Source organism: Streptomyces sp. HmicA12, from assembly GCF_000373565.1.
Classification (GTDB): Bacteria; Actinomycetota; Actinomycetes; order Streptomycetales; family Streptomycetaceae; genus Streptomyces.
Map to the genome: position 1 here is coordinate 498,836 of NZ_KB891797.1, position 26,725 is coordinate 525,560.

A 26,725-nucleotide genomic window follows, 5' to 3' on the forward strand; every position below is an offset into this window, starting at 1 on the left:
GACCCGCAGGGCGGTCACCCCGAGGAAGTTCGGGGTGGCCGCCCTGCGGCGCGTTGGCGCATGATGGGGGCAACGCAGTGTCGGTCCGGGGGAAGTGGTGTCGTGACGAATCCGCAGTGGCAGCCGGCGCCCTGGCCGCCGCACCAGAGCCAGCAGCCCTCCATGCTCGCCGCGCACTCCGACCGGGAGCGTGCGGTCGACGTTCTGCGGGCCGGTTTCGCCGAGGGGCGGCTCCAGCAGCCCGAGTACGAGAAGCGGGTCGAGCGGGCCTATCAGGCGCGCACGGTGGCGGAGCTGAGCACGCTCGTCGCGGACCTGCCGCAGGGGCCCACACCGCAGCAGCAGATGCCGATGGCGCACGTACCGCAGACGTTCCGGCCGATGCCGCCCGCGCCCACCAACGGCAAGGCGATCGGCGCGCTGGCCTGTGGTGTGGGTACGTTCTTCAGCGGGGGCATCACCGCCATCCCGGCGGTGATTCTGGGGCACATGGCCCGAGGTGAGATCCGTCGCACACGGGAGCAGGGCGACGGGATGGCCGTCGGCGGGCTCGTGCTGGGCTGGCTGTGGATCGGACTCTGGGCATTCATCCTGGTCATCGCCCTGCTGGCGAGCGCGGGATCAAGCTAGGGCCGGTGCCGGCGGGGGTGCGATCCGGCCACGCTCCGGAAACCCCCGGCTACCGGGACGAATGCCCCGGGCGGGCTGCGAAAGCCCGGCGTGTCGTAGTGGACTGCATTTGTTTTGACCGAAGTCCGTGAGGTAGGTACGCTCAGACCTTGTGCCTGGGGTGTGCCTTGGGCTCGTGTGCGTGTCTTCAGCCGCACGGCGAGTTCGGATCAGGACCTGTCGGATCTGATCATGGCCACCGCAATCTGCCGCTTCCCGCCCTTCGGCGGGGGTCTGCAGTATTCGACACACCCGACCGCGTGGGTCGGAAGCGTTCCAGGTTAGCTTTACTACTCGGCACACAGAAACCGGAGAAGTAGTGCCTACGATCCAGCAGCTGGTCCGGAAGGGCCGGCAGGACAAGGTCGAGAAGAACAAGACGCCCGCACTCGAGGGTTCGCCCCAGCGCCGTGGCGTCTGCACGCGTGTGTTCACGACCACCCCGAAGAAGCCGAACTCGGCCCTCCGTAAGGTCGCGCGTGTGCGTCTGACCAGCGGCATCGAGGTCACGGCCTACATTCCGGGTGAGGGACACAACCTGCAGGAGCACTCCATCGTGCTCGTGCGCGGCGGCCGTGTGAAGGACCTGCCCGGTGTTCGCTACAAGATCATCCGCGGTTCGCTTGACACCCAGGGTGTCAAGAACCGCAAGCAGGCCCGCAGCCGCTACGGCGCCAAGAAGGAGAAGTAGAAATGCCTCGTAAGGGCCCCGCCCCGAAGCGCCCGGTCATCATCGACCCGGTCTACGGTTCTCCTCTGGTGACCTCCCTCATCAACAAGGTGCTGCTGAACGGCAAGCGCTCCACCGCCGAGCGCATCGTGTACGGCGCCATGGAGGGCCTGCGTGAGAAGTCGGGCGCCGACCCGGTCATCACGCTGAAGCGCGCGCTCGAGAACATCAAGCCGACCCTTGAGGTCAAGTCCCGCCGTGTCGGTGGCGCGACCTACCAGGTCCCGGTCGAGGTCAAGCCCGGCCGCGCCAGCACCCTCGCGCTCCGCTGGCTCGTCGGCTACTCCCGCGCCCGTCGCGAGAAGACGATGACCGAGCGTCTGACGAACGAGCTGCTCGACGCCTCGAACGGCCTCGGCGCTGCCGTCAAGAAGCGCGAGGACACGCACAAGATGGCCGAGTCCAACAAGGCCTTCGCGCACTACCGCTGGTAGTCGCTACCCACATCGAGACCGAGAGAAGACTGAAGCCTTATGGCTACCACTTCACTTGACCTGGCCAAGGTGCGCAACATCGGCATCATGGCCCACATCGACGCGGGCAAGACGACGACGACCGAGCGGATCCTGTTCTACACCGGCGTCTCGTACAAGATCGGTGAGGTCCACGACGGCGCTGCCACGATGGACTGGATGGAGCAGGAGCAGGAGCGTGGCATCACGATCACCTCTGCTGCCACCACCTGTCACTGGCCGCTCGAGAACGACGACTACACGATCAACATCATCGACACCCCCGGGCACGTCGACTTCACCGTTGAGGTGGAGCGCTCCCTGCGTGTGCTCGATGGTGCTGTGACGGTGTTCGACGGCGTCGCCGGCGTTGAGCCGCAGTCCGAGACGGTGTGGCGTCAGGCCGACCGTTACGGCGTGCCGCGCATCTGCTTCGTGAACAAGCTGGACCGCACGGGTGCCGAGTTCCACCGCTGCGTCGACATGATCGTCGACCGCCTCGGTGCGACCCCGCTCGTCATGCAGCTGCCCATCGGTGCCGAGGCCGACTTCCAGGGTGTCGTCGACCTCGTCACGATGAAGGCGTTCGTCTGGTCCGCCGAGGCCGCGAAGGGCGAGGCGTACGACATCGTCGACATCCCCGCCACGCACACCGAGGCTGCCGAGGAGTACCGCGGCAAGCTGCTCGAGGCCGTCGCGGAGAACGACGAAGAGATGATGGAGCTGTTCCTGGAGGGCACCGAGCCCACCGTCGAGCAGCTGCACGCCGCCGTGCGTCGCATCACCATCGCCTCCGGCAAGGGCGGCGACACCACCGTCACCCCCGTGTTCTGCGGCACCGCGTTCAAGAACAAGGGCGTTCAGCCCCTGCTCGACGCCGTCGTGCGCTACCTGCCGACCCCGCTCGACGTCGAGGCCATCGAGGGCCACGACGTCAAGGACCCCGAGGTCGTCGTCAAGCGCAAGCCGTCGGACGACGAGCCGCTGGCCGCTCTGGCCTTCAAGATCATGAGCGACCCGCACCTCGGCAAGCTCACCTTCGTCCGGGTTTACTCGGGCCGCCTGGAGTCCGGCACCGCGGTGCTGAACCCCGTCAAGGGCAAGAAGGAGCGCATCGGCAAGATCTACCGCATGCACGCGAACAAGCGTGAGGAGATCGAGTCGGTGGGCGCCGGTGACATCGTCGCCGTCATGGGTCTGAAGCAGACCACCACGGGCGAGACGCTCTGTGACGACAAGCAGCAGGTCATCCTGGAGTCCATGGACTTCCCGGCGCCTGTCATCCAGGTCGCCATCGAGCCGAAGTCCAAGGGTGACCAGGAGAAGCTGGGTGTCGCCATCCAGCGCCTCTCGGAGGAGGACCCCTCCTTCCAGGTGCACTCGGACGAGGAGACCGGCCAGACCATCATCGGTGGTATGGGCGAGCTTCACCTCGAGGTGCTCGTCGACCGCATGAAGCGCGAGTTCCGCGTCGAGGCGAACGTCGGCAAGCCCCAGGTCGCGTACCGCGAGACGATCCGTCAGGCCGTCGAGCGCGTGGACTACACCCACAAGAAGCAGACCGGTGGTACCGGTCAGTTCGCCAAGGTGCAGATCGCGATCGAGCCGATCGAGAGCGGCGAGTCCTCGTACGAGTTCGTCAACAAGGTCACCGGTGGCCGCATCCCCCGGGAGTACATCCCGTCGGTGGACGCGGGTGCGCAGGAAGCCATGCAGTTCGGCATCCTGGCCGGCTACGAGATGACGGGCGTCCGCGTCACGCTTCTCGACGGTGCCTACCACGAGGTCGACTCCTCGGAGCTCGCCTTCAAGATCGCCGGTTCGCAGGCCTTCAAGGAGGCCGCGCGCAAGGCGAAGCCCGTGCTGCTCGAGCCGATGATGGCCGTCGAGGTCACCACGCCCGAGGACTACATGGGCGACGTCATCGGTGACATCAACTCCCGCCGTGGCCAGATCCAGGCCATGGAGGAGCGCAGCGGCGCTCGCGTCGTGAAGGGCCTCGTGCCCCTCTCGGAGATGTTCGGCTACGTCGGCGACCTCCGCAGCAAGACGTCGGGTCGCGCAAGCTACTCAATGCAGTTCGACTCCTACGCCGAGGTTCCGCGGAACGTCGCCGAGGAGATCATCGCGAAGGCCAAGGGCGAGTAACTCACTCGAGTTCACGCTTTAGGCTTGACTCCGGAGCCCGATCGGGCATTCAGGGGCGAAAGCTTCTGAATGCCCCCGGGCCCTGGCTTTCCAGCAAAGATCACCTGGCGCCGATGAAGCAAGGCGTACAGAACCACTCCACAGGAGGACCCAGTGGCGAAGGCGAAGTTCGAGCGGACTAAGCCGCACGTCAACATCGGCACCATCGGTCACATTGACCACGGTAAGACGACCCTCACGGCCGCCATTACCAAGGTGCTGCACGACGCGTACCCGGACATCAACGAGGCGTCCGCGTTCGACCAGATCGACAAGGCTCCTGAGGAGCGCCAGCGCGGTATCACGATCTCGATCGCGCACGTCGAGTACCAGACCGAGGCGCGTCACTACGCCCACGTCGACTGCCCCGGTCACGCGGACTACATCAAGAACATGATCACGGGTGCCGCGCAGATGGACGGCGCCATCCTCGTGGTCGCCGCCACCGACGGCCCGATGCCGCAGACCAAGGAGCACGTGCTCCTGGCCCGCCAGGTCGGCGTTCCGTACATCGTTGTCGCCCTGAACAAGGCCGACATGGTGGACGACGAGGAGATCCTGGAGCTCGTCGAGCTCGAGGTTCGTGAGCTCCTCTCCGAGTACGAGTTCCCGGGCGACGACGTTCCGGTCGTCAAGGTCTCGGCGCTCAAGGCGCTCGAGGGCGACAAGGAGTGGGGCAACTCGGTCCTGGAGCTCATGGCCGCCGTCGACTCCGCCATCCCGGAGCCGGAGCGCGACGTCGACAAGCCGTTCCTCATGCCCATCGAGGACGTCTTCACGATCACCGGTCGCGGTACGGTCGTCACCGGCCGTATCGAGCGTGGTGTCCTGAAGGTCAACGAGACCGTCGACATCATCGGCATCAAGACCGAGAAGACCACCACCACGGTCACCGGCATCGAGATGTTCCGCAAGCTGCTCGACGAGGGCCAGGCCGGTGAGAACGTCGGTCTGCTCCTCCGTGGCATCAAGCGCGAGGACGTCGAGCGCGGCCAGGTCATCATCAAGCCGGGTTCGGTCACGCCGCACACCGAGTTTGAGGCCCAGGCCTACATCCTGTCGAAGGACGAGGGTGGCCGTCACACCCCCTTCTTCAACAACTACCGCCCGCAGTTCTACTTCCGTACGACGGACGTGACCGGCGTCGTGACCCTCCCCGAGGGCACCGAGATGGTCATGCCGGGTGACAACACCGAGATGAAGGTGGAGCTCATCCAGCCCGTCGCCATGGAGGAGGGCCTCAAGTTCGCCATCCGTGAGGGTGGCCGGACCGTCGGCGCCGGCCAGGTCACCAAGATCAACAAGTAAGTCCGCTTACTTGCTGGGCTTGATGCCTGGTAGCTCCTACTGCGAGCTCTGAAAGGGCCCGTACGACTTCGGTCGTACGGGCCCTTTTGCATGCGCCGAAGCGCTTCTACGCGGCGAACGTCCAGCGCACGGCGGCCACGATGCCGAGGACCGCGCCCGGCGCGACCCAGGTCCAGCTGATGACGCGGCGCACCGACCGCGGCAGCCACAGGGCGACCAGCGCGACGCCGAACACGACCGTGACGAAGCAGGACAGCTCGATGCCGCGGTGGGCGGGGATGTCCCAGACACCCTGCGGCTCGATCGTCAGGGCCGTCCAGCAGAAGTACGCGGAGAGCAGGGTCAGGATGCCGATCGGCACGGCGAGGACGAGGCGCACGCAGCCGCGGTCCTCGTCGGACAGGTCGGGCCGGGCGGAGTGAGGGGCCATCGGGCCAGTGTGGGGCCCGGCCCGCGGCGGGATCAGGCTTTTGCGCGGGCCGGTCGCCACAGCCAGGGCCGGGCGTCCGGGGAGAGTCCCGCCGCCGTCGGTCCGCGCCGGTCCGCCACCAGGGCCGGGCCGTCCAGGGTGACGGGGCCCGTGGCCGGGCGGGTGATCCTGCCGTCCTCCAGGAGCTGGACCCGGCCGTCGGTGCCGAGCCCGAGCAGATAACCGCCCGCCGCCGCCACCGGGCCGTAGCCGGGGAAGTCGAGCGCCGGGCCGCCGGGGGAGAGCAGCCGGGCCGAGGCGGGCGGCCGGTAGTAGAGGCGGCCGTCCGCCGCGGCGATCGCGTCGGCGGGGACGGGCAGGACGGCGAGCGGGGCCGCTCCGTCCGGCGTCCAGTGGTGGACCGTGTCGCGGCCGGGGGCGTACACGTGCACCTGCCCGTCGCCGCCCACCACCGCGGTGAGGCCGTCCTGGACGGGGCCGCCGCCGAGGTCGCGCCAGGGCGACCAGGTTCCGGCCGTGTCCCGTACGCGGGTGCTGATGCCCTGCGCCGCGTTGCGCACGAAGAGGTGGACGCGCCCGTCGGGAGCGGTGACCGCCACCGGGACCCCGATGCGCCGGCCGCGGTCGGGGTCGCTGCCCTCGGGATTGCCGAGACCGGTCCAGGAGCCGTACCTGTGCGGGCCGCGCTGCTCCAGGGCCACGATCTCCCGGGCGTCGGTCGCGCCGCGGCCCTCGATCGCGGCGAGCCGCAGCCCGAGGACGAGGTGGCGGCCGCCGGGGAGCACGGCGCCGCCGAGCACCGGGGCGAGCGGGCCGCCGCCGAGGTCGACCGGGGCCCCGAACCTCCCGTCCTTCTCCTCGTAGCGCACCGCCCGCAGTCCGAGCACGCCGTACGCGGTGAGGTGGCCGTCGGGGTCCGGGGCGAGCGCGAGGCGTGGCCCCGGGTAGCGGTGGTGGGTGGCGCGGACCCAGCCCTTGCGGTTGGTGAGGGGGCGGTCGCCGCCGACGTTGTAGTCGCCGCAGCCCGACGGGTTGCCGCAGCTCCAGTCGGGGGCCGCGCCGTAGGGGACGAGGTGGGCCGCCTTCTGGGCCAGGACCTGGGCCGGGAGGTTCTTGGGCCAGTGGTGGTTGTAGTAGCCGCGGAAGGCGGTGACGGCGAAGGCGGGCGGCCCGCCCCCGGCCTGTCGCGCCCAGCGGATCAGCGCGGCCCAGGTGAAGCAGGCGACGGCGGTGTGGTCGGCGTGGTCGGAGTAGCCGGGCTGCTCGCTGTCGCGGATCCGGGTGATCCGGTCGCCGAGCTGGATGTCGGGGTCCGGGTCGAGGGTGTGCACCAGGGTGGGGCGGTAGCGCTGGAAGAGCTCGACGAGGACGGTGACCAGGGAGTCGTAGTCGTACGTCTGGACCGTGCGCAGCGGCGAGCCGTCGGGGACGAGGGTGCGCAGGAGCAGACCGCTCTCGCGCCACAGCGCGGGGACGCCCATGTGGCCCGCCGGGGTGTGCATCGCGAGGTCGAGATGGACCAACTCGACGCGTCTGCCCCGGTGTTCGAGGGAGCTGGCCTCGGCCTGGAAGCCGCTGGGCAGTCGCAGGACGATGGTGTCCCAGCGGGTGAAGACGGGCAGGCCGAGCTGGGTCGCGTAGGACTGGCGCAGGCCCTGGTGGCGGGCGGCGGAGTAGGCGGCCTTGTTCGGGGCGGGCTGCCGGTCCGCGTCGGTCTTGTTCCGTCCGTCGGCCTCGCCCGCGGTGACGTACACGCAGACGAGCGGGGTGCCCGCGTCGAAGGCGTGCTGCGCGTCCGGGTTCATGAAGTACAGGTCGTCGTCGGGGTGGGCGAGGACCTGGAGCAGCAGGGCGCGGTCGGCCTGGGCGGCGGGCAGGCCCGAGGCGGGGGCGGGGGCGGTGGTGCGCGGCGGGGGAGCGGGGGTGGCGCGGGAGCAGGCGGTGAGCGAACCGGCGGCGGCGAGAGCGGCGGCGCCGCCGAGAACGACGGAGCGGCGGGACGTACCTCGCTCAACAGGCTTTTCGGGCCCCGCTATCGCAGGTCGCTTCCGCATGAGGGCGTACTCCGTCCGCTGTGGAGGCAGCGGTCGGTCGTGCGCTCGCCTCTGTTCAGGTGCTGTGGTGATTCACCTGGTGAGAGGGTCGCCAAGGGGTGGGGGTTCCATGCGCGTACATGTTCCGTTCACCCGAAGGGTGTGCGGTCCGTCCATGCGCTCCCGTTCAGGAGTCGCCGAGGACGAAGGACGTCTGCGACTTCGGGAAGCCGGTCGAGCTCAGCTCCACCAGGTACGTGCCTGACGGTGCGCTGCCGCCGGAAGGGGGAGCGCAGTCGGGGGCGCTCGGCTTCCGGTCCCACTTCACGGTGTGGGTGATGGTGCCCCCGGCGGGCGCGCGGAGCAGTTGGCCGCCTGTCTCGGGGCAGTCGTCCGAGGACCACAGAGGCTTGTCCTCACCGGCCTTGCTGAACACCAGTACGGCCCTCCGCGGCCCCAGGTCGATCTTGCAGTCGCTCGTGGAGCTGTTCTTCGCGGTGATCTCCATGTGCGGCTGTTCGCCGGGCTCGTAGGAGTTGTGTGCGCTGCGCACGGACAGCGACACGGCGCCCGAGGTGCAGTCGGGCAGGGGGCTCACGGCGGACGCGGTGGGCTTCGGTGAGGACTTCGGGGAGGCCTTTGGTGAGGACTTCGGTGAGCCCTTCGGGGAGGCCGAACTCTTTCGCGGAGAGGCGCCGGGAGCGGCGGAGACCGTCGATCCTGCCTTGTCCGCCGTCGAGCCGTCGCCGCCGTGCTGGTCGGCGCCCACGGTGAGGACCGCCCAGACCGTGGCGCCGAGCGCCCCGAGGGCGAGCAGCGCGACGAGCGCCCGTCGGCGGGACGGAAGGCCGCGGGCGCGGTGCCGGACGGGTTCCGGGAACGCGGCCATCGCGGTGCGCGCGGCGGAGGGCGCGGTGGTGCGCGGGCGAGCGGTGACCGTGGGCGCGGAGCGGTCCGGGCGGGGTCCCGTCGACGGGGACGGGGACGGGGACGGAGGCAGGAAGCGGAGGTCCCCCGCCGGGATGTCGGTGACGACGCGCAGCGTCTGGGGCTGCCCGGGCTTCCGGTAGGCCCGGTGCAGTTCCGTGATCCGGTCCTGGACGGCCCGCTGGAACTCCAGGAGGTCGAGGTCCCCGGCGCCGCGGTGGGTGGCCACGACGTCCGACACCGATCGCGAGAAGATGCTGAAGGACTCGTCCGGACCCACTCCGGGCACCGGGTCGACGGGCTTGTCCCTGGCGCGGACGAACAGGGCGAACTGCCCCGGTGAACAGGCGTACACGAAGGCGACCTTGCGGCGCAGCGCGGCACCGGCCTTCTGCCGCCCCCACTGCCGGACACCGGCCACACCCATGGAGCTCTGCTCGATCCCCTCACGACAGGCGTCGATCAGGAAGACGACGCGGGCCGCGGGCGTCTCGTCCAGGTGCGCACGCCAGTCGATGGCCACGCACCCGGACTCGAAGGGGTGCGTGTCCTCCTGAACGTCCTCCGGGACCAGGAAGTCGCGGCCTCCGGCGTGCACCCCGTGGCCGCTCAGCAGCACGAGCAGGGTGTCGTCCCGTCCGGCCCGTCTGAGGAAGCCGGTCACCTGGCCGTCGACGAAGTTCCTGGAGACCTGCTTGCCGCCTTCCCGCGCGGCCACGACCAGGACGTCGAACCCCCGGTCCTCGAGCGCCGAGCCGAGGCGGGCCAGGTCCGCGGGGACGAAGGGAAGCGGGGAGACACCGGGCATCTCGTAGTCGCTCGCCCCGATGAGCAGGGCCCTGTGCCGTGCCATCACGTACCGGTCACTGCTTGAAGACCAGCGTGATGCCGTGGCCCCGCTGGATCTGCGCGCTGCCGATGAACTGCACCCCGCCGCTCGCGGTCACCGAGAAGGACAGGTGCGCCTCGCGCAGCGGCAACGGTCCGCCGCGCGCCGCGGCTTCCGCGAAGACTTCCTGCAACGCGTCCACGGCGTCGGCGAGGTTCTTCCGTAACGGTCCGAGCGGCACGTTCCGCAGCCGTACGTCCGCGTCGTCGTCCCGGAACAGCCCCATGGTGTCGCCGTCGTCCCCGAACTCGCTGTCCGCGTCGTCCTGGTGATCGTGCGACACCCAGAACGGCAGTCCCGGAACATCGGACGACCCCGCGGCGGCAGAACCCATCGCTCCCCCTCGATCAGCGACAACATGTCAACTGTACGGAGCGGCAGGGGAGTTCGGGGCCGCAGTGGCCGATCCGGTGTCCGGGACCGCGGAGGTCAGTGCCGGCCCGCCTGGGGCTTGGCGTCGACCAGGAGGGCTGCGAAGACTCCGGCGAGCAGCATCGCGCCGACGGCGTACCAGATCGCGTGGGTGTAGCCGTGGACGATGCCCGCGGCGACGACCTGGTCCTTCTTCGACGGGTCGGTCAGATGGCCCGCGATGTACGAGCCCGTGGCCGACGTCGCGATCGTGTTCAGCAGGGCCGTGCCGAGCGAACCGCCCACCTGCTGCGAGGTGTTGACCATCGCGGAGGTGACGCCGGCGTCCTGCGGGCGCACGCCGCTGGTGGCCGTGGAGAAGACCGGCATGAACGTCAGGCCCATGCCGAGGCCGAGGATCAGCTCGGCGGGCAGGACGTGGGTGGCGTAGGCGGAGTCGACGCCGAGCTGCGTGAGGATCAGCAGGCCGGACGCGGCCAGGATCATGCCCGGGACCATGAGCGCGCGGGCGGGGACCTTCGGCAGCAGGCGGGCCGAGATCTGCGTCGAGCCGATGATGATCGCGACCGACATCGGCAGGAAGGCCAGGCCGGTGCGGACCGGCGAGTATCCGAGGATGCCCTGGAGGTAGTACGTCATGAACAGGAACAGGCCGAACATGCCGACCGTGGCCAGGCCCATGGTCAGGAAGCAGCCGGCCCGGTTGCGGTCCCTGAGGACGTGCAGCGGCAGCAGCGGCGACTTCGCGCGGGACTGCCAGAAGACGAACGCGACGAGCAGGACGGCGCCGCCGATCAGTAGGGAGACGACCATCGAGTCGCCCCAGCCGCGCGGCTCGGCCTCCGAGAAGCCGTAGACGATCGCGACGAGACCGCCGCAGCCCAGGATCACGCCGGGCACGTCGAGCTTGATGTCCTTGTGGCCCGCGCGGTCGTTCAGCAGGATCACGGCGCCGACGACGGCGACGATCGCGATCGGGATGTTGACGTACAGGCACCAGCGCCAGTTCAGGTACGAGGTGAGGATGCCGCCGAGCAGCAGACCGACGGCGCCGCCCGCGCCCGCGAGCGCGCCGTAGATGCCGAACGCCTTGCCGCGCTCGCGCGGGTCGGTGAACGTCGTGGTCATCAGGGACAGCGCCGACGGGGCGAGGATCGCGCCGAAGACGCCCTGCAGCGCGCGGGCGCCGAAGAGCATGCCGGGGCTCTGCGCGGCGCCGCCGATCGCCGAGGCGAGGGCGAAACCGATCAGGCCGATGATGAAGGTGCGCTTGCGGCCGACGAGGTCGGCGACGCGGCCGCCGAGCAGCAGCAGGCCGCCGAAGGCCAGGGTGTACGCCGTGATGACCCACTGCCGGTTGGCGTCGGACATGCCGAGGGCCGTCTGGGCGGAGGGCAGCGCGATGTTCACGATGGTCGCGTCGAGGACCACCATCAGCTGGGCCAGGGCGATGACGACCAGGCCCCACCAGCGGCGGGGATCGGGCGCATCGGCCGCCGGCGCGGCGGGGGAGACCGGCGCCGTCCGGATGGCGGGCGCGGATATGGAGTCGCTCATGGGCGAGGTGTCGCTTCCTGTGTTTCGCGGAGGTGCGGGAGTCGAGGGCGCTCAGCCTGATGCGTACCGATACGTACGGGGTCGCATTTTTAGCGAGCGAGCCTGATCGTCAGTAGCACTGACTATCAGGCAAGGATACGCTACGAAACATGACGAACGACCCCGCGCAGACCGGACTTCTGACCCAGCGCCTCGGGTATCTCGTCAAGCACGCCCATCTCCAGCTCGCCGAGCGGCTCGCCGAGGCGCTGGGTCCCTACGGGGTTCATCCGCGCGAGGTGGGCATCCTGTCGGTGCTCGCGGCCGACGGTGAGGAGCGCTCGCAGCACGAACTGGCGCAACTGATCGGGGTGGACCGCACGACGATGGTCGCGGTCGTCGACGAGCTCGAGCGCAAGGGCCTGGTCGAACGGCACCGCAGCGAGCGCGACCGGCGCCGCAATGTCGTGGTGCTCACACCCGCGGGTGTCACCTGTCAGCGCGAGGCGGACCGGGCGCGCGCCGAGGCGGAAGAGGCTTATCTGGCGCCGCTCGACGAGGCGTCGGCGCGGGCCCTGACCAGGGCGCTGCGCACGCTGTACGCGGCGCACGCGGGCCGGTAGCGGCGTTTTCCCCGGCGTGCGGCCACCCCGGGTTTGACCTTCGTCACTCTCGGGGTAGTCTCTTCCGCTCGATTGGCCCCGGACATGCCCCGTATGGCAGACTGTCGGGGTTGCTCGGTTGAGTGCCGATGCTGCGCGCCTCCCGCCGGGAGGACCGGAAGCGAGTCCCACAGTACTCGTCGCCTTATCTGTCGCCTGCGGCAGCGCTGGGGCGGACGTACGGGAATCTTCCGGGAAGTTCAGCGCGGAGCTCCACCAGGCACCTGGTGGGTTTCTTCCCCCAGTCCATGTGGCCCAGGGCCGCGGTTCCTGTAGCAGGGAAATCCGTACGGATATTTCTGTCAGCGAGACTGCGACACGCCCGACCGCGTGGGTCGGAGGAAGTGTGAAACAGGGCCCCTCAGGAGCCAGAGCGTTACGAGAGACAGGACTACTAAGTAGCCATGGCGGGACAGAAGATCCGCATCCGGCTCAAGGCCTACGACCACGAGGTCATCGACTCTTCGGCGAAGAAGATCGTCGAGACGGTGACTCGCACTGGTGCGTCGGTCGCGGGCCCGGTGCCGCTGCCTACCGAGAAGAACGTGTACTGCGTCATCAAGTCGCCGCACAAGTACAAGGACTCGCGCGAGCACTTCGAGATGCGCACGCACAAGCGCCTGATCGACATCCTCGACCCGACGCCCAAGACCGTTGACTCTCTGATGCGACTCGACCTCCCGGCCGGTGTCGACATCGAGATCAAGCTCTAAGGGTCGGTGAGCTGAAGATGGCTAAGCAGATCAAGGGCATCCTGGGCGAGAAGCTCGGCATGACGCAGGTGTGGGACGAGAACAACCGTGTTGTTCCGGTCACCGTCGTCAAGGCCGGCCCCAACGTCGTGACCCAGGTCCGTACGAACGACTCCGACGGCTACGAGTCCGTCCAGATCGCGTTCGGCGAGATCGACCCGCGCAAGGTGAACAAGCCCCTCAAGGGCCACTTCGCCAAGGCCGACGTCACCCCCCGTCGTCACCTCGTCGAGATCCGTACCGCTGACGCCAGCGAGTACACCCTCGGCCAGGAGATCACCGCTGAGACCTTCGAGTCCGGCGTCAAGGTGGACGTGACCGGCAAGAGCAAGGGCAAGGGCTTCGCCGGTGTCATGAAGCGTCACAACTTCAAGGGCCTCGGCGCCGGTCACGGCACCCAGCGCAAGCACCGCTCGCCCGGCTCCATCGGTGGCTGCGCCACCCCGGGTCGTGTGTTCAAGGGCCTCCGCATGGCGGGCCGTATGGGCAACGAGCGGGTCACCACCCAGAACCTGACCGTTCACGCCGTTGACGCGGAGAAGGGCCTGCTCCTCATCAAGGGCGCGGTTCCTGGTCCGAACGGCGGCCTCGTCCTGGTCCGCACCGCGGCCAAGGGGGCCTGAGGACTATGAGCACCATTGACATTCTGTCGCCCTCCGGCGACAAGACCGGGACCGTTGAGCTCCCGGCCGAGATCTTCGACGTAGAGAAGATCAGCGTTCCGCTGCTCCACCAGGTTGTCGTCGCGCAGCTGGCCGCGGCCCGTCAGGGCACGCACAAGGTCAAGCGTCGTGGCGAGGTCCGTGGTGGCGGTAAGAAGCCTTACCGCCAGAAGGGCACCGGCCGCGCCCGCCAGGGTTCGACCCGCGCGCCGCAGTTCGCCGGCGGTGGCGTCGTTCACGGCCCCACCCCGCGTGACTACTCGCAGCGGACCCCGAAGAAGATGAAGGCCGCGGCCCTGCGCCACGCCCTCACCGACCGGGCCCGCAACGCTCGCATCCACGTCGTCACCGGCGTGGTCGAGGGCGAGGTCTCCACCAAGGCCGCCAAGTCGCTGCTCGGTAAGATCTCGGAGCGCAAGAACGTGCTCCTGGTGATCGACCGTGCCGACGAGGTCGCGCTGCTCTCCGCTCGCAACCTGCCCCAGGTCCACATCCTGGAGCCGGGCCAGCTGAACACGTACGACGTTCTCGTCTCGGACGACGTGGTCTTCACCCAGGCCGCTTTCGAGTCCTTCGTGTCTGGCCCGAAGGCCAATGACACCGAAGGGAGCGAAGCCTGATGGCTACGCGTCACCCGAGCATCGCCTCGAAGGCCGCCAAGGCCGCCAAGGCCGCGCGCGTCGCCAAGGCGAAGCGCCACGCCACCGAGGGCAAGAACACCGTCGAGACCCCGCTGAGCAAGAGCTTCACGGACCCCCGTGACGTTCTCGTCAAGCCGGTCGTCTCGGAGAAGAGCTACGCGCTGCTCGACGAGGGCAAGTACACCTTCGTCGTGGCGCCGGGCGCCAACAAGACCCAGATCAAGCAGGCCGTCGAGGCGGTCTTCTCGGTCAAGGTCACGGGCGTCAACACGCTCAACCGCCAGGGCAAGCGCAAGCGCACCCGCACCGGTTTCGGCAAGCGTGCCGACTCCAAGCGCGCGATCGTGACCCTCGCTGAGGGCGACCGTATCGACATCTTCGGCCAGGCCTCCTAACGGAGCGCCCTGGTCCGAATATCGGACGAGGACTGAGAAATGGGAATCCGCAAGTACAAGCCGACTACGCCGGGCCGTCGTGGCTCCAGCGTCGCCGACTTCGTCGAGGTCACGCGGTCCACGCCGGAGAAGTCGCTGGTCCGCCCGCTGCACAGCAAGGGCGGCCGTAACAACGCCGGTCGTGTGACCGTTCGCCACCAGGGTGGTGGCCACAAGCGCGCCTACCGCGTGATCGACTTCCGTCGTCACGACAAGGACGGCGTGCCCGCGAAGGTCGCTCACATCGAGTACGACCCCAACCGCACGGCGCGCATCGCGCTCCTGCACTACGCGGACGGCGAGAAGCGCTACATCCTCGCCCCGCGCAACCTGTCGCAGGGTGACCGGGTTGAGAACGGCCCCACGGCCGACATCAAGCCGGGCAACAACCTTGCGCTGCGCAACATCCCGGTCGGTACCACGATCCACGCGATCGAGCTCCGTCCGGGCGGCGGCGCCAAGTTCGCCCGCTCCGCGGGTGCCTCCGTGCAGCTGCTGGCGAAGGAGGGCTCGATGGCCCACCTTCGTATGCCCTCCGGCGAGATCCGCCTGGTCGACGTGCGCTGCCGCGCGACGATCGGCGAGGTCGGCAACGCCGAGCAGTCGAACATCAACTGGGGCAAGGCCGGCCGTAAGCGCTGGCTCGGTGTCCGTCCCACCGTTCGCGGTGTGGCGATGAACCCGGTTGACCACCCGCACGGTGGTGGTGAGGGCAAGACCTCCGGTGGTCGCCACCCGGTCTCCCCGTGGGGTCAGAAGGAGGGTCGTACTCGTTCGCCGAAGAAGGCTTCGAACAAGTACATCGTCCGCCGCCGCAAGACGAACAAGAAGCGCTAGGAGCGGGTTTAGATGCCGCGCAGTCTCAAGAAGGGACCCTTCGTTGACGGCCACCTCGTAAAGAAGGTGGACGCTCAGAACGAAGCCGGTTCCAAGAACGTCATCAAGACCTGGTCCCGTCGCTCGATGATCATCCCCAGCATGCTGGGCCACACGATCGCGGTGCACAACGGCAAGACCCACATCCCGGTGTTCGTCACCGAGTCGATGGTCGGCCACAAGCTCGGCGAGTTCTCGCCGACGCGCACCTTCCGGGGTCACGTCAAGGACGACCGGAAGTCGAAGCGCCGCTAAGGCGGGGTGGAATCGACTATGACTAACACCGAAGGGACAACCATGGAAGCCAGGGCCCAGGCGCGGTACATCCGCGTCACGCCCATGAAGGCCCGCCGCGTGGTGGACCTCATCCGTGGCATGGATGCCACGGAGGCTCAGGCGGTCCTGCGTTTCGCCCCGCAGGCCGCGAGCGTGCCCGTTGGCAAGGTGCTGGACAGCGCCATCGCCAACGCTGCGCACAACTACGACCACACCGACGCCTCTTCGCTGGTCATCAGCGAGGCGTACGTGGACGAGGGCCCGACCCTGAAGCGGTTCCGTCCGCGTGCTCAGGGCCGTGCCTACCGGATCCGTAAGCGGACCAGCCACATCACCGTGGTCGTCAGCAGCAAGGAAGGAACCCGGTAATGGGCCAGAAGGTAAACCCGCACGGGTTCCGGCTCGGTGTCACGACCGACTTCAAGTCGCGTTGGTACGCCGACAAGCTGTACAAGGACTACGTCAAGGAAGACGTCGCCATCCGTCGGATGATGACGTCCGGCATGGAGCGCGCCGGCATCTCGAAGGTTGAGATCGAGCGCACCCGTGACCGCGTGCGGGTGGACATCCACACCGCTCGTCCCGGCATCGTCATCGGCCGCCGTGGCGCCGAGGCCGACCGCATCCGCGGTGACCTCGAGAAGCTCACGGGCAAGCAGGTCCAGCTGAACATCCTCGAGGTCAAGAACCCCGAGACGGACGCTCAGCTCGTGGCCCAGGCCGTTGCCGAGCAGCTGTCCTCCCGCGTCTCCTTCCGTCGCGCCATGCGTAAGAGCATGCAGTCGGCGATGAAGGCGGGCGCCAAGGGCATCAAGATCCAGTGTGGCGGTCGTCTCGGCGGTGCCGAGATGTCCCGTTCGGAGTTCTACCGCGAGGGCCGTGTGCCCCTGCACACGCTCCGCGCCAACGTGGACTACGGCTTCTTCGAGGCCAAGACGACCTTCGGCCGCATCGGCGTGAAGGTCTGGATCTACAAGGGCGACGTCAAGAACATCGCCGAGGTTCGCGCCGAGAACGCCGCGGCCCGCGCCGGTAACCGTCCGGCCCGTGGCGGTAACGACCGCCCGGCCCGTGGTGGTGGCCGTGGTGGCGAGCGTGGCGGTCGCGGTCGCAAGCCGCAGCAGCAGTCCGCGCCGGCTGCCGAGGCCCCCAAGGCCGACGCTCCCGCCGCTGCCGCTCCGGCTGCTGAGAGCACCGGAACGGAGGCCTGACCGAAATGCTGATCCCCCGTAGGGTCAAGCACCGCAAGCAGCACCACCCGAAGCGCAGCGGTATGTCCAAGGGTGGCACGCAGGTTGCGTTCGGCGAGTACGGCATCCAGGCGCTCACGCCGGCGTACGTGACGAACCGTCAGATCGAGGCCGCTCGTATCGCCATGACGCGTCACATCAAGCGTGGCGGCAAGGTCTGGATCAACATCTACCCGGACCGCCCCCTCACCAAGAAGCCTGCCGAGACCCGCATGGGTTCCGGTAAGGGTTCCCCGGAGTGGTGGGTCGCCAACGTCAAGCCCGGACGCGTGATGTTCGAGCTGTCGTACCCCAACGAGAAGACCGCGCGCGAGGCGCTGACTCGTGCGGCCCACAAGCTGCCGATGAAGTGCAAGATCGTCAAGCGCGAGGCAGGTGAAGCGTGATGTCGACCGGTACCAAGGCGTCGGAGCTGCGCGAACTGGGCAACGAGGAGCTTCTCAACAAGCTCCGCGAGGCCAAGGAAGAGCTGTTCAACCTCCGCTTCCAGGCGGCGACGGGTCAGCTCGAGAACCACGGTCGGCTCAAGGCCGTCCGCAAGGACATCGCGCGGATCTACACCCTCATGCGTGAGCGCGAGCTGGGCATCGAGACGGTGGAGAGCGCCTGATGAGCGAGAAGACTGTGACTGAAGAGACCGCCGCCCGCGGCTTCCGCAAGACCCGTGAGGGCCTTGTTGTCAGCGACAAGATGGACAAGACCGTCGTCGTCGCTGTCGAGGACCGCGTCAAGCACGCCCTGTACGGCAAGGTCATCCGCCGTACGAACAAGCTCAAGGCGCACGACGAGCAGAACGCTGCCGGCGTCGGCGACCGCGTCCTCCTGATGGAGACGCGTCCGCTGTCGGCGACCAAGCGCTGGCGCATCGTCGAGATCCTCGAGAAGGCCAAGTAATTCTCTGAGGGGTATCCCTCAGGGTTCGTTCCGCCAGGCTCCCGGGGCAGTTCAGCTGAACTGCCCCGGGGGAACCGGCAGACAAACAGGAGATAGACGTGATCCAGCAGGAGTCGCGACTTCGCGTCGCCGACAACACGGGTGCGAAGGAAATTCTCACCATTCGTGTTCTCGGTGGCTCGGGTCGCCGCTACGCGGGCATCGGTGACGTCATCGTCGCCACCGTCAAGGACGCGATCCCCGGTGGCAACGTGAAGAAGGGTGACGTCGTCAAGGCGGTCATCGTTCGCACCGTCAAGGAGCGTCGCCGTCCGGATGGCTCGTACATCCGCTTCGACGAGAACGCCGCCGTCATTCTGAAGAACGACGGCGACCCCCGCGGCACCCGTATCTTCGGCCCGGTCGGCCGTGAGCTGCGCGAGAAGAAGTTCATGAAGATCATCTCGCTCGCGCCGGAGGTGCTGTAAGCATGAAGATCAAGAAGGGCGACCTGGTCCAGGTCATCACCGGTAAGGACAAGGGCAAGCAGGGCAAGGTCATTGCCGCTTACCCGCGCGACGAGCGCGTCCTGGTCGAGGGTGTCAACCGGGTCAAGAAGCACACCAAGGCCGGCCCCACCGCCTCCGGCTCGCAGGCCGGTGGCATCGTCACGACCGAGGCGCCTGTCCACGTCTCCAACGTCCAGCTGGTCGTTGAGAAGGACGGCAACAAGGTCGTCACGCGCGTCGGTTACCGCTTCGACGACGAAGGCAACAAGATCCGCGTTGCCAAGCGGACGGGTGAGGACATCTGATGACGACCACCACTTCCCCGCGTCTGAAGCAGAAGTACCGCGACGAGATCAAGGGCAAGCTGCAGGACGAGTTCTCGTACGAGAACGTCATGCAGATCCCCGGCCTGGTCAAGATCGTGGTCAACATGGGTGTCGGTGACGCTGCGCGTGACTCGAAGCTCATGGACGGTGCTGTCCGCGACCTGACCACCATCACGGGTCAGAAGCCGGCCATCACCAAGGCCCGCAAGTCCATCGCGCAGTTCAAGCTGCGCGAGGGCCAGCCGATCGGTGCCCACGTCACGCTCCGTGGCGACCGCATGTGGGAGTTCCTGGACCGCACCCTGTCGCTCGCGCTTCCGCGCATCCGCGACTTCCGTGGTCTTTCCCCCAAGCAGTTCGACGGCCGTGGCAACTACACCTTCGGTCTCACCGAGCAGGTCATGTTCCACGAGATCGACCAGGACAAGATCGACCGCGTCCGGGGTATGGACATCACCGTGGTCACCACGGCGACCAACGACGCTGAGGGCCGCGCGCTCCTTCGTCACCTCGGCTTCCCGTTCAAGGAGGCGTAAGCGAGATGGCGAAGAAGGCTCTTATTGCCAAGGCTGCTCGTAAGCCCAAGTTCGGTGTTCGCGGCTACACGCGCTGCCAGCGCTGCGGCCGTCCGCACTCCGTCTACCGCAAGTTCGGCCTGTGCCGCGTGTGCCTTCGTGAGATGGCTCACCGTGGCGAGCTGCCGGGCGTGACCAAGAGCTCCTGGTAATCACCTACTGCCCCTTGGGGCGTAGGGGATTGCTCAGGACTCTCGGTAAGTAAAGGGTCGGCTGAGGCCCCAGCTCTCATGGCTTAGGCTAGGAGGGTTGGGCGCTTCAGCCGCCCTGACCGACTTACTACGCCGTAGGTCCCCGTGCCGCACCCGTCCTGCCTCTGTGTGGGGAGAGGGATGGCGCATACAGGAAACCCCGGCGAGAGAGGCCGAAGGCCAATTCATGACCATGACTGATCCGATCGCAGACATGCTTACGCGTCTGCGGAACGCGAACTCGGCGTACCACGACACCGTGGCTATGCCGCACAGCAAGATCAAGTCGCACATCGCCGAGATCCTCCAGCAGGAGGGTTTCATCACCGGCTGGAAGGTCGAGGACGCCGAGGTCGGCAAGAACCTCGTCCTCGAGCTGAAGTTCGGCCCGAACCGTGAGCGTTCGATCGCCGGCATCAAGCGCATCTCCAAGCCGGGTCTGCGCGTTTACGCGAAGTCCACCAACCTGCCGAAGGTCCTCGGTGGCCTGGGCGTGGCGATCATCTCCACGTCGCACGGTCTCCTGACCGGTCAGCAGGCAGGCAAGAAGGGCGTGGGTGGGGAAGTCCTCGCCTACGTCTGGTAGCGGAAGGGAACGGAGGAAACAGCTATGTCGCGTATTGGCAAGCTCCCCATCACGGTTCCCGCCGGCGTGGACGTCACCATCGATGGCCGCACGGTCACGGTGAAGGGTTCCAAGGGCACCCTGAGCCACACCATCGTCGCGCCGATCGACATCGCCAAGGGTGAGGACGGCGTTCTGAACGTCACCCGCCCCAACGACGAGCGTCAGAACAAGGCCCTGCACGGCCTGTCCCGCACGCTGGTGGCGAACATGATCACCGGCGTGACCACGGGTTACGTGAAGAAGCTCGAGATCAGCGGTGTCGGTTACCGCGTCCTGGCGAAGGGCTCCAACCTGGAGTTCTCGCTCGGCTACAGCCACCCGATCCTGGTCGAGGCGCCCGAGGGCATCTCGTTCAAGGTCGAATCGGCGACCAAGTTCTCGGTCGAGGGCATCGACAAGCAGAAGGTCGGCGAGGTTGCGGCCAACATCCGCAAGCTGCGCAAGCCCGACCCGTACAAGGCCAAGGGCGTCAAGTACGAAGGCGAAGTCATCCGCCGCAAGGTCGGAAAGGCGGGTAAGTAAGCCATGGCATACGGTCAGAAGATCGCTAAGGGCGACGCTTACAAGCGTGCGGCAATCAAGCGCCGCCACATCCGTATCCGCAAGCACATCTCGGGTACGGCCGAGCGTCCGCGCCTGGTCGTGACGCGCTCGAACCGCAACATCGTGGCCCAGGTCATCGACGACGTTAAGGGTCACACCCTCGCGTCGGCGTCGACCCTGGACACCTCGATCCGCGGTGGCGAGGGCGACAAGTCCGCGCAGGCCAAGTCGGTCGGCGCCCTGGTCGCCGAGCGCGCCAAGGCCGCCGGTGTCGAGGCTGTCGTGTTCGACCGTGGTGGTAACCAGTACGCCGGGCGCATTGCTGCCCTGGCGGACGCCGCCCGCGAAGCCGGACTCAAGTTCTGAGTCCTGGTTCCGTAGCTAGCGGAAACAGAGAGAGGTAATTCCAATGGCTGGACCCCAGCGCCGCGGTGGCGGTGCCGGTGGCGGCGAGCGGCGGGACCGGAAGGGTCGCGACGGTGGCAACGCCGCCGCCGAGAAGACCGCGTACGTTGAGCGCGTTGTCGCGATCAACCGCGTCGCCAAGGTTGTGAAGGGTGGTCGTCGCTTCAGCTTCACTGCGCTCGTCGTAGTGGGCGACGGTGACGGCACCGTGGGTGTCGGTTACGGCAAGGCCAAGGAGGTGCCGGCCGCCATCGCCAAGGGTGTTGAGGAGGCCAAGAAGCACTTCTTCAAGGTCCCCCGTATCCAGGGCACCATCCCGCACCCGATCCAGGGTGAGAAGGCTGCCGGCGTCGTGCTGCTCAAGCCCGCGTCCCCGGGTACCGGTGTTATCGCCGGTGGTCCGGTGCGCGCCGTGCTCGAGTGCGCCGGCGTTCACGACATCCTGTCGAAGTCCCTGGGCTCCGACAACGCGATCAACATCGTGCACGCCACGGTGGAGGCCCTGCGTGGTCTGCAGCGTCCCGAGGAGATCGCGGCTCGCCGTGGTCTGCCCCTCGAGGACGTCGCTCCCGCGGCCCTGCTGCGTGCGCGTGCCGGGGCTGGTGCGTAATGGCGCAGCTCAAGATCACGCAGACGAAGTCGTACATCGGCAGCAAGCAGAACCACCGTGACACCCTGCGCTCCCTTGGTCTCAAGGGCATCAACACGCAGGTCGTCAAGGAGGATCGTCCCGAGTTCCGCGGCATGGTGCACACCGTCCGCCACCTCGTGACGGTCGAGGAGGTCGACTGATCATGGGTGAGCAGAACCCGCTCAAGATCCACAACCTCCGTCCGGCCCCCGGCGCCAAGACCGCCAAGACCCGTGTCGGTCGTGGTGAGGCGTCGAAGGGTAAGACGGCCGGTCGTGGTACCAAGGGCACGAAGGCCCGTTACCAGGTTCCGGAGCGCTTCGAGGGTGGCCAGATGCCCCTCCACATGCGTCTCCCGAAGCTGAAGGGCTTCAAGAACCCCTTCAAGGTCGAGTTCCAGGTCGTGAACCTGGACAAGCTCGCCTCGCTGTACCCCGAGGGTGGCGAAGTCACCGTCGAGGGTCTGGTGGAGAAGGGCGCTGTCCGCAAGAACAGCCTCGTCAAGGTCCTGGGCCAGGGCGAGATCACCGTGGCGCTGCAGGTGACGGTCGACGCCGTCTCCGGCTCCGCCAAGGAGAAGATCACCGCCGCCGGCGGTACGGTCACCGAGCTCGTCTGATTTCAGACAGCGTCTCGATGACGTGAACGATCCCGACCGGGGATACCCCACAAAAGGGGTATCCCCGGTTGGTCGTTCCTAGGGGGGCAGGTACGCCGGTAAGGTGGCGTCCGCTGTTAATTTCTGGGATCTGCGTGCCCCCGGCACCAATCGCGGACCTTGACCGTTACGTATTCGTCGAATCCTCAAGACCGTCACCTCTGGCGCACGCGCGCGGGGGTCGCAGGAGGCACCGTGCTCACCGCGTTCGCCCGGGCGTTCAAGACGCCCGACCTGCGCAAGAAACTGCTCTTCACTCTGGGCATCATCGTGATCTACCGGCTCGGCGCGCATGTGCCGATCCCCGGCATCGATTACTCGAACGTCCAGACGTGCATGGACGTTTCTAAGTCCACCACGGGCCTGTTCGGCCTGGTCAACATGTTCAGTGGTGGCGCGCTGCTCCAGATCACGGTCTTCGCGCTCGGCATCATGCCGTACATCACCGCGAGCATCATTCTCCAGCTGCTCACCGTGGTGATCCCGCGCCTGGAGGCCCTCAAGAAGGAGGGCCAGGCAGGCACGGCGAAGATCACGCAGTACACGCGCTATCTGACCGTCGCACTCGCCATCCTCCAGGGCACCGGCCTCGTCGCCACCGCCCGCACCGGCGCCCTGTTCCAGGGCTGCCCGGTCGCCAGCCAGATCGTGCCCGACCAGTCGATCTTCATCACCGTCACCATGGTGATCACGATGACCGCGGGCACCTGCGTGATGATGTGGCTCGGCGAGCTGATCACGGACAAGGGCATCGGCAACGGCATGTCGATCCTGATGTTCATCTCGATCGCCGCCACGTTCCCGTCCGCTCTGTGGGCCATCAAGCAGGGCGGTTCGCTGGCCGACGGCTGGATCGAGTTCGGCACCGTCATCCTGGTCGGCCTCGTCATGGTCGGCCTGGTCGTCTTCGTCGAGCAGGCCCAGCGCCGTATCCCGGTGCAGTACGCGAAGCGCATGGTCGGCCGTCGTTCCTACGGCGGGACGTCCACGTACATCCCGCTCAAGGTGAACCAGGCGGGTGTGATCCCTGTCATCTTCGCCTCGTCCCTCCTCTACATCCCGGCACTCGTCGCGCAGTTCGCGGGCGGCGACTCGTCGTGGAAGCTGTGGATCGACGACCACCTGACCAAGGGAAATCACCCGATTTACATCGTCACGTACTTCCTCCTGATCGTTTTCTTCGCGTTCTTCTACGTGGCGATCTCGTTCAACCCCGAGGAAGTCGCGGACAACATGAAGAAGTATGGTGGCTTCATCCCGGGCATCCGGGCTGGCCGACCGACCGCTGAGTACCTCAGTTACGTGCTCAACCGGATCACCTGGCCGGGTTCGCTGTACTTGGGTCTGATCGCTCTCGTACCGACGATGGCGTTGGTTGGTTTCGGGGCAAACCAGAACTTCCCGTTCGGCGGCACCAGCATCCTGATCATCGTGGGTGTTGGTCTGGAGACGGTGAAGCAGATCGAGAGCCAGCTCCAGCAGCGCAATTACGAAGGGTTCCTCCGCTGATGCGAATCGTCCTCGTCGGGCCGCCCGGGGCTGGCAAGGGAACGCAGGCCGCGTTCCTCGCCCAGAACCTGTCGATCCCGCACATCTCCACGGGCGACCTCTTCCGTGCCAACATCAGCCAGGGCACGGACCTCGGCAAGCAGGCCAAGTCCTTCATGGACGCGGGCCAGCTGGTACCGGACGAGGTCACCATCGGGATGGCCAAGGACCGCATGGAGCAGTCGGACGCCGTCAACGGCTTCCTGCTCGACGGCTTCCCCCGCAACGTCTCGCAGGCCGAGGCGCTCGACGTCGCCCTCAAGGCGGACGACGTGAAGCTGGACGCGGTCCTGGACCTGGAGGTCCCCGAGGACGAGGTGGTCAAGCGCATCGCCGGCCGCCGCATCTGCCGAAACGAGTCGGCACATGTCTTCCACGTCGAGTACAAGCAGCCGAAGGCCGAGGGCGTCTGTGACGTCTGCGGCGGCGAGCTGTACCAGCGCGACGACGACAAGGAAGAGACCGTGCGCAAGCGGCTCGAGGTCTACCACACGCAGACCGAGCCGATCATCGACTACTACCGGGAGCAGGGGCTCGTCGTGACGATCTCCGCCCTGGGCAAGGTCGAGGACGTCACGGCGCGGGCCATGGAGGCCCTGGGCCGCTGACGGCGCCTGTCGTAGTACGTGGCTGAGGCCGCGGTTCCCCGTCCGGGGTGCCGCGGCCTTAGTGTTGGTGTACGTACCCCCAGTACCGGATGACGGAGAGCGCAGGCCCCCATGGTGCAGATCAAGACCCCCGACCAGATTCGCAAGATGCGGGAGGCGGGGCTTGTCGTCGCGGCGATCCACGCCGCGACCCGTGAGGCGGCCGTGCCCGGCGCGACCACCAAGGACCTGGACGAGGTCGCCCGCAAGGTCATCGCCGAGCACGGCGCGAAGCCCAACTTCCTGGGGTACGGCGGCTTTCCCGCCACCATCTGCACCTCGAAGAACGAGGTGGTGGTGCACGGCATCCCGAGCGACGAGGTCGTGCTCGAGGACGGCGACATCATCTCCATCGACGCGGGCGCGATCATCGACGGCTGGCACGGCGACGCCGCCTACACGTGCTTCGTGGGTACCGGGCACTCGGCCGAGCTCGTCGAGCTGTCCCGGGTGACCGAGGAGTCGATGTGGGCCGGGATCGCCGCCATGAAGGCGGGCAACCGGCTCGTGGACATCTCCCGTGCGATCGAGACGTACATCCGCCGCCAGCCCAAGCCGGGCGGCGGCAAGTACGGGATCGTCGAGGACTACGGCGGCCACGGCATCGGCACCGAGATGCACATGGACCCGCACCTGCTGAACTACGTCGAGCGGCGCCGCGGCAAGGGCCCCAAGCTCGTCCCCGGCCTGTGCCTGGCCATCGAGCCCATGGTCTCCCTCGGCACCCCGAAGACGGAGACCCTCTCGGACGACTGGACCGTCATCACCACGGACGGCACCTGGTCCTCGCACTGGGAGCACTCCGTCGCGCTGACGGAGGAGGGGCCGCTCGTGCTCACCTCTCCGGACGGCGGCAGGGCGAAGCTCGCGGAGATGGGGATCACCGCTGCGCCCGATCCGCTGGCCTGATTGGGCGAGCCGCCTGCTTAGCGATCTCCGTGATGGGGCAGAATCCCTGGATTCGTCTTTCCGGGGGTACTGACGTAGACTGACGCGTCGGCTCTCGTGTATCGGCATGTCCGCATGCGAAGCGAGAGTCGATCAAGGTAGTCGATTCGAAGGGCGAAGCGTGGCCAAGAAGCAAGGTGCCATCGAGATCGAAGGCACTGTCGTCGAGTCTCTTCCGAACGCCATGTTCAGGGTGGAGCTCCAGAACGGCCACCAGGTCCTGGCACACATCAGCGGCAAGATGCGTATGCACTACATCCGTATCCTCCCTGACGACCGGGTCGTGGTGGAGCTGTCTCCGTACGACCTGACGCGTGGCCGGATCGTCTACCGGTACAAGTAGATCTTGCCCAGTCCCGCATCTCTGCGGGCCGCCGGCAACTGACCCGGAGAACCTCACCCATGAAGGTCAAGCCGAGCGTCAAGAAGATCTGCGACAAGTGCAGGGTGATCCGCCGTCACGGTCGGGTCATGGTGATCTGCGACAACCCGCGCCACAAGCAGCGCCAGGGCTGACGCAAGACTTACTGCAGTTCGTTCGCAGAGTTTCGCGCGACGCACGCAACACATTGAGTACATATGCAGAGCCCGCCGGGGTGGATCCACTTCACTCGGGCGACACCTTCAGTCGGAGGCTGAGGACCCGGTTCGTACCGCACTTCCCCTTCGGGGGGCCGGCGGCCGGGAGTGGTTCTGCTGCAGACCTCCGAAAATCAACAGGAGCCATGAATGGCACGCGTTGAAGGCGTTGACCTCCCGCGCGACAAGCGCATCGAGGTCGCCCTCACCTACGTGTTCGGCATCGGGCGTACGCGCGCCCAGCAGACGCTGGACGCCGCTGGTATCGACCGCAACGTCCGTGTTCGCGACCTGACCGAGGAAGACCTCGTCAAGATCCGCGAGTACGTGGACCAGAACTTCCAGACCGAGGGTGACCTCCGTCGCGAGATCCAGGCCGACATCCGCCGCAAGGTCGAGATCGGCTGCTACCAGGGTCTGCGCCACCGTCGTGGTCTGCCGGTCCGCGGTCAGCGCACCAGCACGAACGCTCGTACCCGCAAGGGCCCGCGTCGCGCCATCGCCGGTAAGAAGAAGCCGGGCAAGAAGTAGTCCTCAGCGGACGCTCACCAGCGGTCTTCGCTGTAGGACCGACCACC

At 67.3% G+C, this 26,725-nt stretch carries 38 protein-coding genes; 33 read left to right on the plus strand and 5 right to left on the minus strand.

Translation table 11 applies throughout. The features are described from left to right. Positions 1-102 precede the first annotated feature (102 nt). From B072_RS0102440 to tuf, 5 genes are all read left to right on the plus strand, one after another. Positions 103-630, plus strand: coding sequence for a DUF1707 and DUF4190 domain-containing protein (locus B072_RS0102440; protein ID WP_018528340.1), 528 nt, complete (start codon positions 103-105; stop codon positions 628-630). Between the two features lie 358 nt (positions 631-988). Next, positions 989-1,360: a 30S ribosomal protein S12 gene (gene rpsL / locus B072_RS0102445; protein WP_003948652.1), complete on the plus strand. Its 372-nt coding sequence runs from the start codon at positions 989-991 to the stop codon at positions 1,358-1,360. 2 nt (positions 1,361-1,362) lie between these two features. Beyond that, on the plus strand, positions 1,363-1,833 hold the full coding sequence (rpsG, locus tag B072_RS0102450; RefSeq protein ID WP_018528341.1) for a 30S ribosomal protein S7: 471 nt from the start codon (positions 1,363-1,365) through the stop codon (positions 1,831-1,833). 39 nt (positions 1,834-1,872) lie between these two features. Then, positions 1,873-3,999, plus strand: coding sequence for an elongation factor G (fusA, locus tag B072_RS0102455; protein ID WP_018528342.1), 2,127 nt, complete (start codon positions 1,873-1,875; stop codon positions 3,997-3,999). Positions 4,000-4,152: 153 nt separating this feature from the next. Next, positions 4,153-5,346: an elongation factor Tu gene (gene tuf / locus B072_RS0102460; protein WP_018528343.1), complete on the plus strand. Its 1,194-nt coding sequence runs from the start codon at positions 4,153-4,155 to the stop codon at positions 5,344-5,346. 106 nt (positions 5,347-5,452) lie between these two features. Here tuf and B072_RS0102465 read toward each other — a convergent pair whose 3' ends face one another. The 5 genes from B072_RS0102465 to B072_RS0102485 all read right to left on the minus strand — a co-directional run bounded on the left by B072_RS0102465 (position 5,453) and on the right by B072_RS0102485 (position 11,554). Next, positions 5,453-5,776 (minus strand): hypothetical protein, encoded by a 324-nt coding sequence (locus B072_RS0102465; protein ID WP_018528344.1) that lies wholly within the window; start codon positions 5,774-5,776, stop codon positions 5,453-5,455. Positions 5,777-5,808: 32 nt separating this feature from the next. Beyond that, a complete protein-coding gene (locus tag B072_RS0102470; RefSeq protein ID WP_018528345.1) occupies positions 5,809-7,830 on the minus strand; it encodes a PIG-L family deacetylase in 2,022 nt (673 codons plus the stop codon). Between the two features lie 166 nt (positions 7,831-7,996). Further along, on the minus strand, positions 7,997-9,589 hold the full coding sequence (locus B072_RS46130; RefSeq protein ID WP_018528346.1) for a caspase family protein: 1,593 nt from the start codon (positions 9,587-9,589) through the stop codon (positions 7,997-7,999). Between the two features lie 10 nt (positions 9,590-9,599). Next, positions 9,600-9,959, minus strand: a complete 360-nt coding sequence (locus B072_RS0102480) for a hypothetical protein (protein WP_018528347.1) — start codon at positions 9,957-9,959, stop codon at positions 9,600-9,602. Between the two features lie 95 nt (positions 9,960-10,054). Continuing rightward, a complete protein-coding gene (locus B072_RS0102485; RefSeq protein WP_018528348.1) occupies positions 10,055-11,554 on the minus strand; it encodes an MFS transporter in 1,500 nt (499 codons plus the stop codon). Between the two features lie 149 nt (positions 11,555-11,703). Between B072_RS0102485 and B072_RS0102490 the strand changes: the two genes are divergently transcribed. From B072_RS0102490 to rpsM, 28 genes are all read left to right on the plus strand, one after another. Beyond that, positions 11,704-12,156: a MarR family winged helix-turn-helix transcriptional regulator gene (locus tag B072_RS0102490; protein WP_018528349.1), complete on the plus strand. Its 453-nt coding sequence runs from the start codon at positions 11,704-11,706 to the stop codon at positions 12,154-12,156. A 443-nt stretch (positions 12,157-12,599) separates the two neighbouring features. Then, positions 12,600-12,908 (plus strand): 30S ribosomal protein S10, encoded by a 309-nt coding sequence (gene rpsJ / locus B072_RS0102495; protein WP_003948644.1) that lies wholly within the window; start codon positions 12,600-12,602, stop codon positions 12,906-12,908. A gap of 17 nt (positions 12,909-12,925) precedes the next feature. Continuing rightward, the gene (gene rplC, locus B072_RS0102500; protein ID WP_018528350.1) at positions 12,926-13,570 is read left to right on the plus strand and encodes a 50S ribosomal protein L3; all 645 of its coding nucleotides are present in this window, start codon (positions 12,926-12,928) and stop codon (positions 13,568-13,570) included. Positions 13,571-13,575: 5 nt separating this feature from the next. After that, the gene (rplD, locus tag B072_RS0102505; protein ID WP_018528351.1) at positions 13,576-14,229 is read left to right on the plus strand and encodes a 50S ribosomal protein L4; all 654 of its coding nucleotides are present in this window, start codon (positions 13,576-13,578) and stop codon (positions 14,227-14,229) included. Further along, the gene (rplW, locus tag B072_RS0102510; protein WP_018528352.1) at positions 14,229-14,645 is read left to right on the plus strand and encodes a 50S ribosomal protein L23; all 417 of its coding nucleotides are present in this window, start codon (positions 14,229-14,231) and stop codon (positions 14,643-14,645) included. The genes rplD and rplW overlap by 1 nt, the downstream gene beginning before the upstream one ends. Positions 14,646-14,684: 39 nt before the next feature. Beyond that, positions 14,685-15,521, plus strand: a complete 837-nt coding sequence (gene rplB / locus B072_RS0102515) for a 50S ribosomal protein L2 (RefSeq protein ID WP_018528353.1) — start codon at positions 14,685-14,687, stop codon at positions 15,519-15,521. Between the two features lie 12 nt (positions 15,522-15,533). Beyond that, positions 15,534-15,815, plus strand: coding sequence for a 30S ribosomal protein S19 (gene rpsS, locus B072_RS0102520; RefSeq protein WP_018528354.1), 282 nt, complete (start codon positions 15,534-15,536; stop codon positions 15,813-15,815). 42 nt (positions 15,816-15,857) lie between these two features. After that, a complete protein-coding gene (gene rplV, locus B072_RS0102525) occupies positions 15,858-16,205 on the plus strand; it encodes a 50S ribosomal protein L22 (protein ID WP_004571827.1) in 348 nt (115 codons plus the stop codon). Then, a complete protein-coding gene (rpsC, locus tag B072_RS0102530) occupies positions 16,205-17,047 on the plus strand; it encodes a 30S ribosomal protein S3 (RefSeq protein ID WP_018528355.1) in 843 nt (280 codons plus the stop codon). Before rplV ends, rpsC begins: the two co-directional genes overlap by 1 nt. Positions 17,048-17,052: 5 nt before the next feature. Continuing rightward, on the plus strand, positions 17,053-17,472 hold the full coding sequence (gene rplP, locus B072_RS0102535) for a 50S ribosomal protein L16 (protein ID WP_018528356.1): 420 nt from the start codon (positions 17,053-17,055) through the stop codon (positions 17,470-17,472). Beyond that, positions 17,472-17,696, plus strand: a complete 225-nt coding sequence (rpmC, locus tag B072_RS0102540; protein ID WP_018528357.1) for a 50S ribosomal protein L29 — start codon at positions 17,472-17,474, stop codon at positions 17,694-17,696. Before rplP ends, rpmC begins: the two co-directional genes overlap by 1 nt. Then, a complete protein-coding gene (gene rpsQ, locus B072_RS0102545; protein ID WP_018528358.1) occupies positions 17,696-17,980 on the plus strand; it encodes a 30S ribosomal protein S17 in 285 nt (94 codons plus the stop codon). The genes rpmC and rpsQ overlap by 1 nt, the downstream gene beginning before the upstream one ends. Positions 17,981-18,078: 98 nt before the next feature. Then, positions 18,079-18,447 (plus strand): 50S ribosomal protein L14, encoded by a 369-nt coding sequence (rplN, locus tag B072_RS0102550; RefSeq protein WP_003974257.1) that lies wholly within the window; start codon positions 18,079-18,081, stop codon positions 18,445-18,447. Between the two features lie 2 nt (positions 18,448-18,449). Then, the gene (gene rplX, locus B072_RS0102555) at positions 18,450-18,773 is read left to right on the plus strand and encodes a 50S ribosomal protein L24 (protein ID WP_016645174.1); all 324 of its coding nucleotides are present in this window, start codon (positions 18,450-18,452) and stop codon (positions 18,771-18,773) included. Continuing rightward, entirely contained in the window at positions 18,773-19,330 is a 558-nt protein-coding gene (gene rplE, locus B072_RS0102560; RefSeq protein WP_018528359.1) for a 50S ribosomal protein L5, read from the plus strand. Before rplX ends, rplE begins: the two co-directional genes overlap by 1 nt. A 5-nt stretch (positions 19,331-19,335) precedes the next feature. Next, positions 19,336-19,521, plus strand: a complete 186-nt coding sequence (locus B072_RS46135; protein WP_003948630.1) for a type Z 30S ribosomal protein S14 — start codon at positions 19,336-19,338, stop codon at positions 19,519-19,521. A 226-nt stretch (positions 19,522-19,747) separates the two neighbouring features. Then, on the plus strand, positions 19,748-20,146 hold the full coding sequence (gene rpsH, locus B072_RS0102565) for a 30S ribosomal protein S8 (protein ID WP_018528360.1): 399 nt from the start codon (positions 19,748-19,750) through the stop codon (positions 20,144-20,146). A 24-nt stretch (positions 20,147-20,170) separates the two neighbouring features. After that, positions 20,171-20,710, plus strand: a complete 540-nt coding sequence (gene rplF / locus B072_RS0102570; protein WP_018528361.1) for a 50S ribosomal protein L6 — start codon at positions 20,171-20,173, stop codon at positions 20,708-20,710. A gap of 3 nt (positions 20,711-20,713) precedes the next feature. Continuing rightward, positions 20,714-21,097 (plus strand): 50S ribosomal protein L18, encoded by a 384-nt coding sequence (gene rplR, locus B072_RS0102575; RefSeq protein ID WP_018528362.1) that lies wholly within the window; start codon positions 20,714-20,716, stop codon positions 21,095-21,097. Between the two features lie 43 nt (positions 21,098-21,140). Beyond that, positions 21,141-21,746 (plus strand): 30S ribosomal protein S5, encoded by a 606-nt coding sequence (gene rpsE / locus B072_RS0102580; protein ID WP_018528363.1) that lies wholly within the window; start codon positions 21,141-21,143, stop codon positions 21,744-21,746. After that, positions 21,746-21,928, plus strand: coding sequence for a 50S ribosomal protein L30 (gene rpmD / locus B072_RS0102585; RefSeq protein WP_005481207.1), 183 nt, complete (start codon positions 21,746-21,748; stop codon positions 21,926-21,928). Before rpsE ends, rpmD begins: the two co-directional genes overlap by 1 nt. A gap of 2 nt (positions 21,929-21,930) precedes the next feature. Next, positions 21,931-22,386, plus strand: a complete 456-nt coding sequence (rplO, locus tag B072_RS0102590) for a 50S ribosomal protein L15 (RefSeq protein ID WP_018528364.1) — start codon at positions 21,931-21,933, stop codon at positions 22,384-22,386. A 234-nt stretch (positions 22,387-22,620) separates the two neighbouring features. Further along, positions 22,621-23,934, plus strand: a complete 1,314-nt coding sequence (secY, locus tag B072_RS0102595; protein ID WP_018528365.1) for a preprotein translocase subunit SecY — start codon at positions 22,621-22,623, stop codon at positions 23,932-23,934. Further along, positions 23,934-24,581: an adenylate kinase gene (locus tag B072_RS0102600; protein ID WP_018528366.1), complete on the plus strand. Its 648-nt coding sequence runs from the start codon at positions 23,934-23,936 to the stop codon at positions 24,579-24,581. The genes secY and B072_RS0102600 overlap by 1 nt, the downstream gene beginning before the upstream one ends. Positions 24,582-24,692: 111 nt before the next feature. After that, a complete protein-coding gene (gene map / locus B072_RS0102605; RefSeq protein WP_018528367.1) occupies positions 24,693-25,529 on the plus strand; it encodes a type I methionyl aminopeptidase in 837 nt (278 codons plus the stop codon). A 160-nt stretch (positions 25,530-25,689) separates the two neighbouring features. Next, positions 25,690-25,911: a translation initiation factor IF-1 gene (infA, locus tag B072_RS0102610; protein WP_004927214.1), complete on the plus strand. Its 222-nt coding sequence runs from the start codon at positions 25,690-25,692 to the stop codon at positions 25,909-25,911. Between the two features lie 59 nt (positions 25,912-25,970). Continuing rightward, positions 25,971-26,084: a 50S ribosomal protein L36 gene (gene rpmJ / locus B072_RS0102615; protein ID WP_003974245.1), complete on the plus strand. Its 114-nt coding sequence runs from the start codon at positions 25,971-25,973 to the stop codon at positions 26,082-26,084. Positions 26,085-26,297: 213 nt separating this feature from the next. Beyond that, on the plus strand, positions 26,298-26,678 hold the full coding sequence (rpsM, locus tag B072_RS0102620) for a 30S ribosomal protein S13 (protein WP_018528368.1): 381 nt from the start codon (positions 26,298-26,300) through the stop codon (positions 26,676-26,678). Positions 26,679-26,725: the final 47 nt, after the last annotated feature.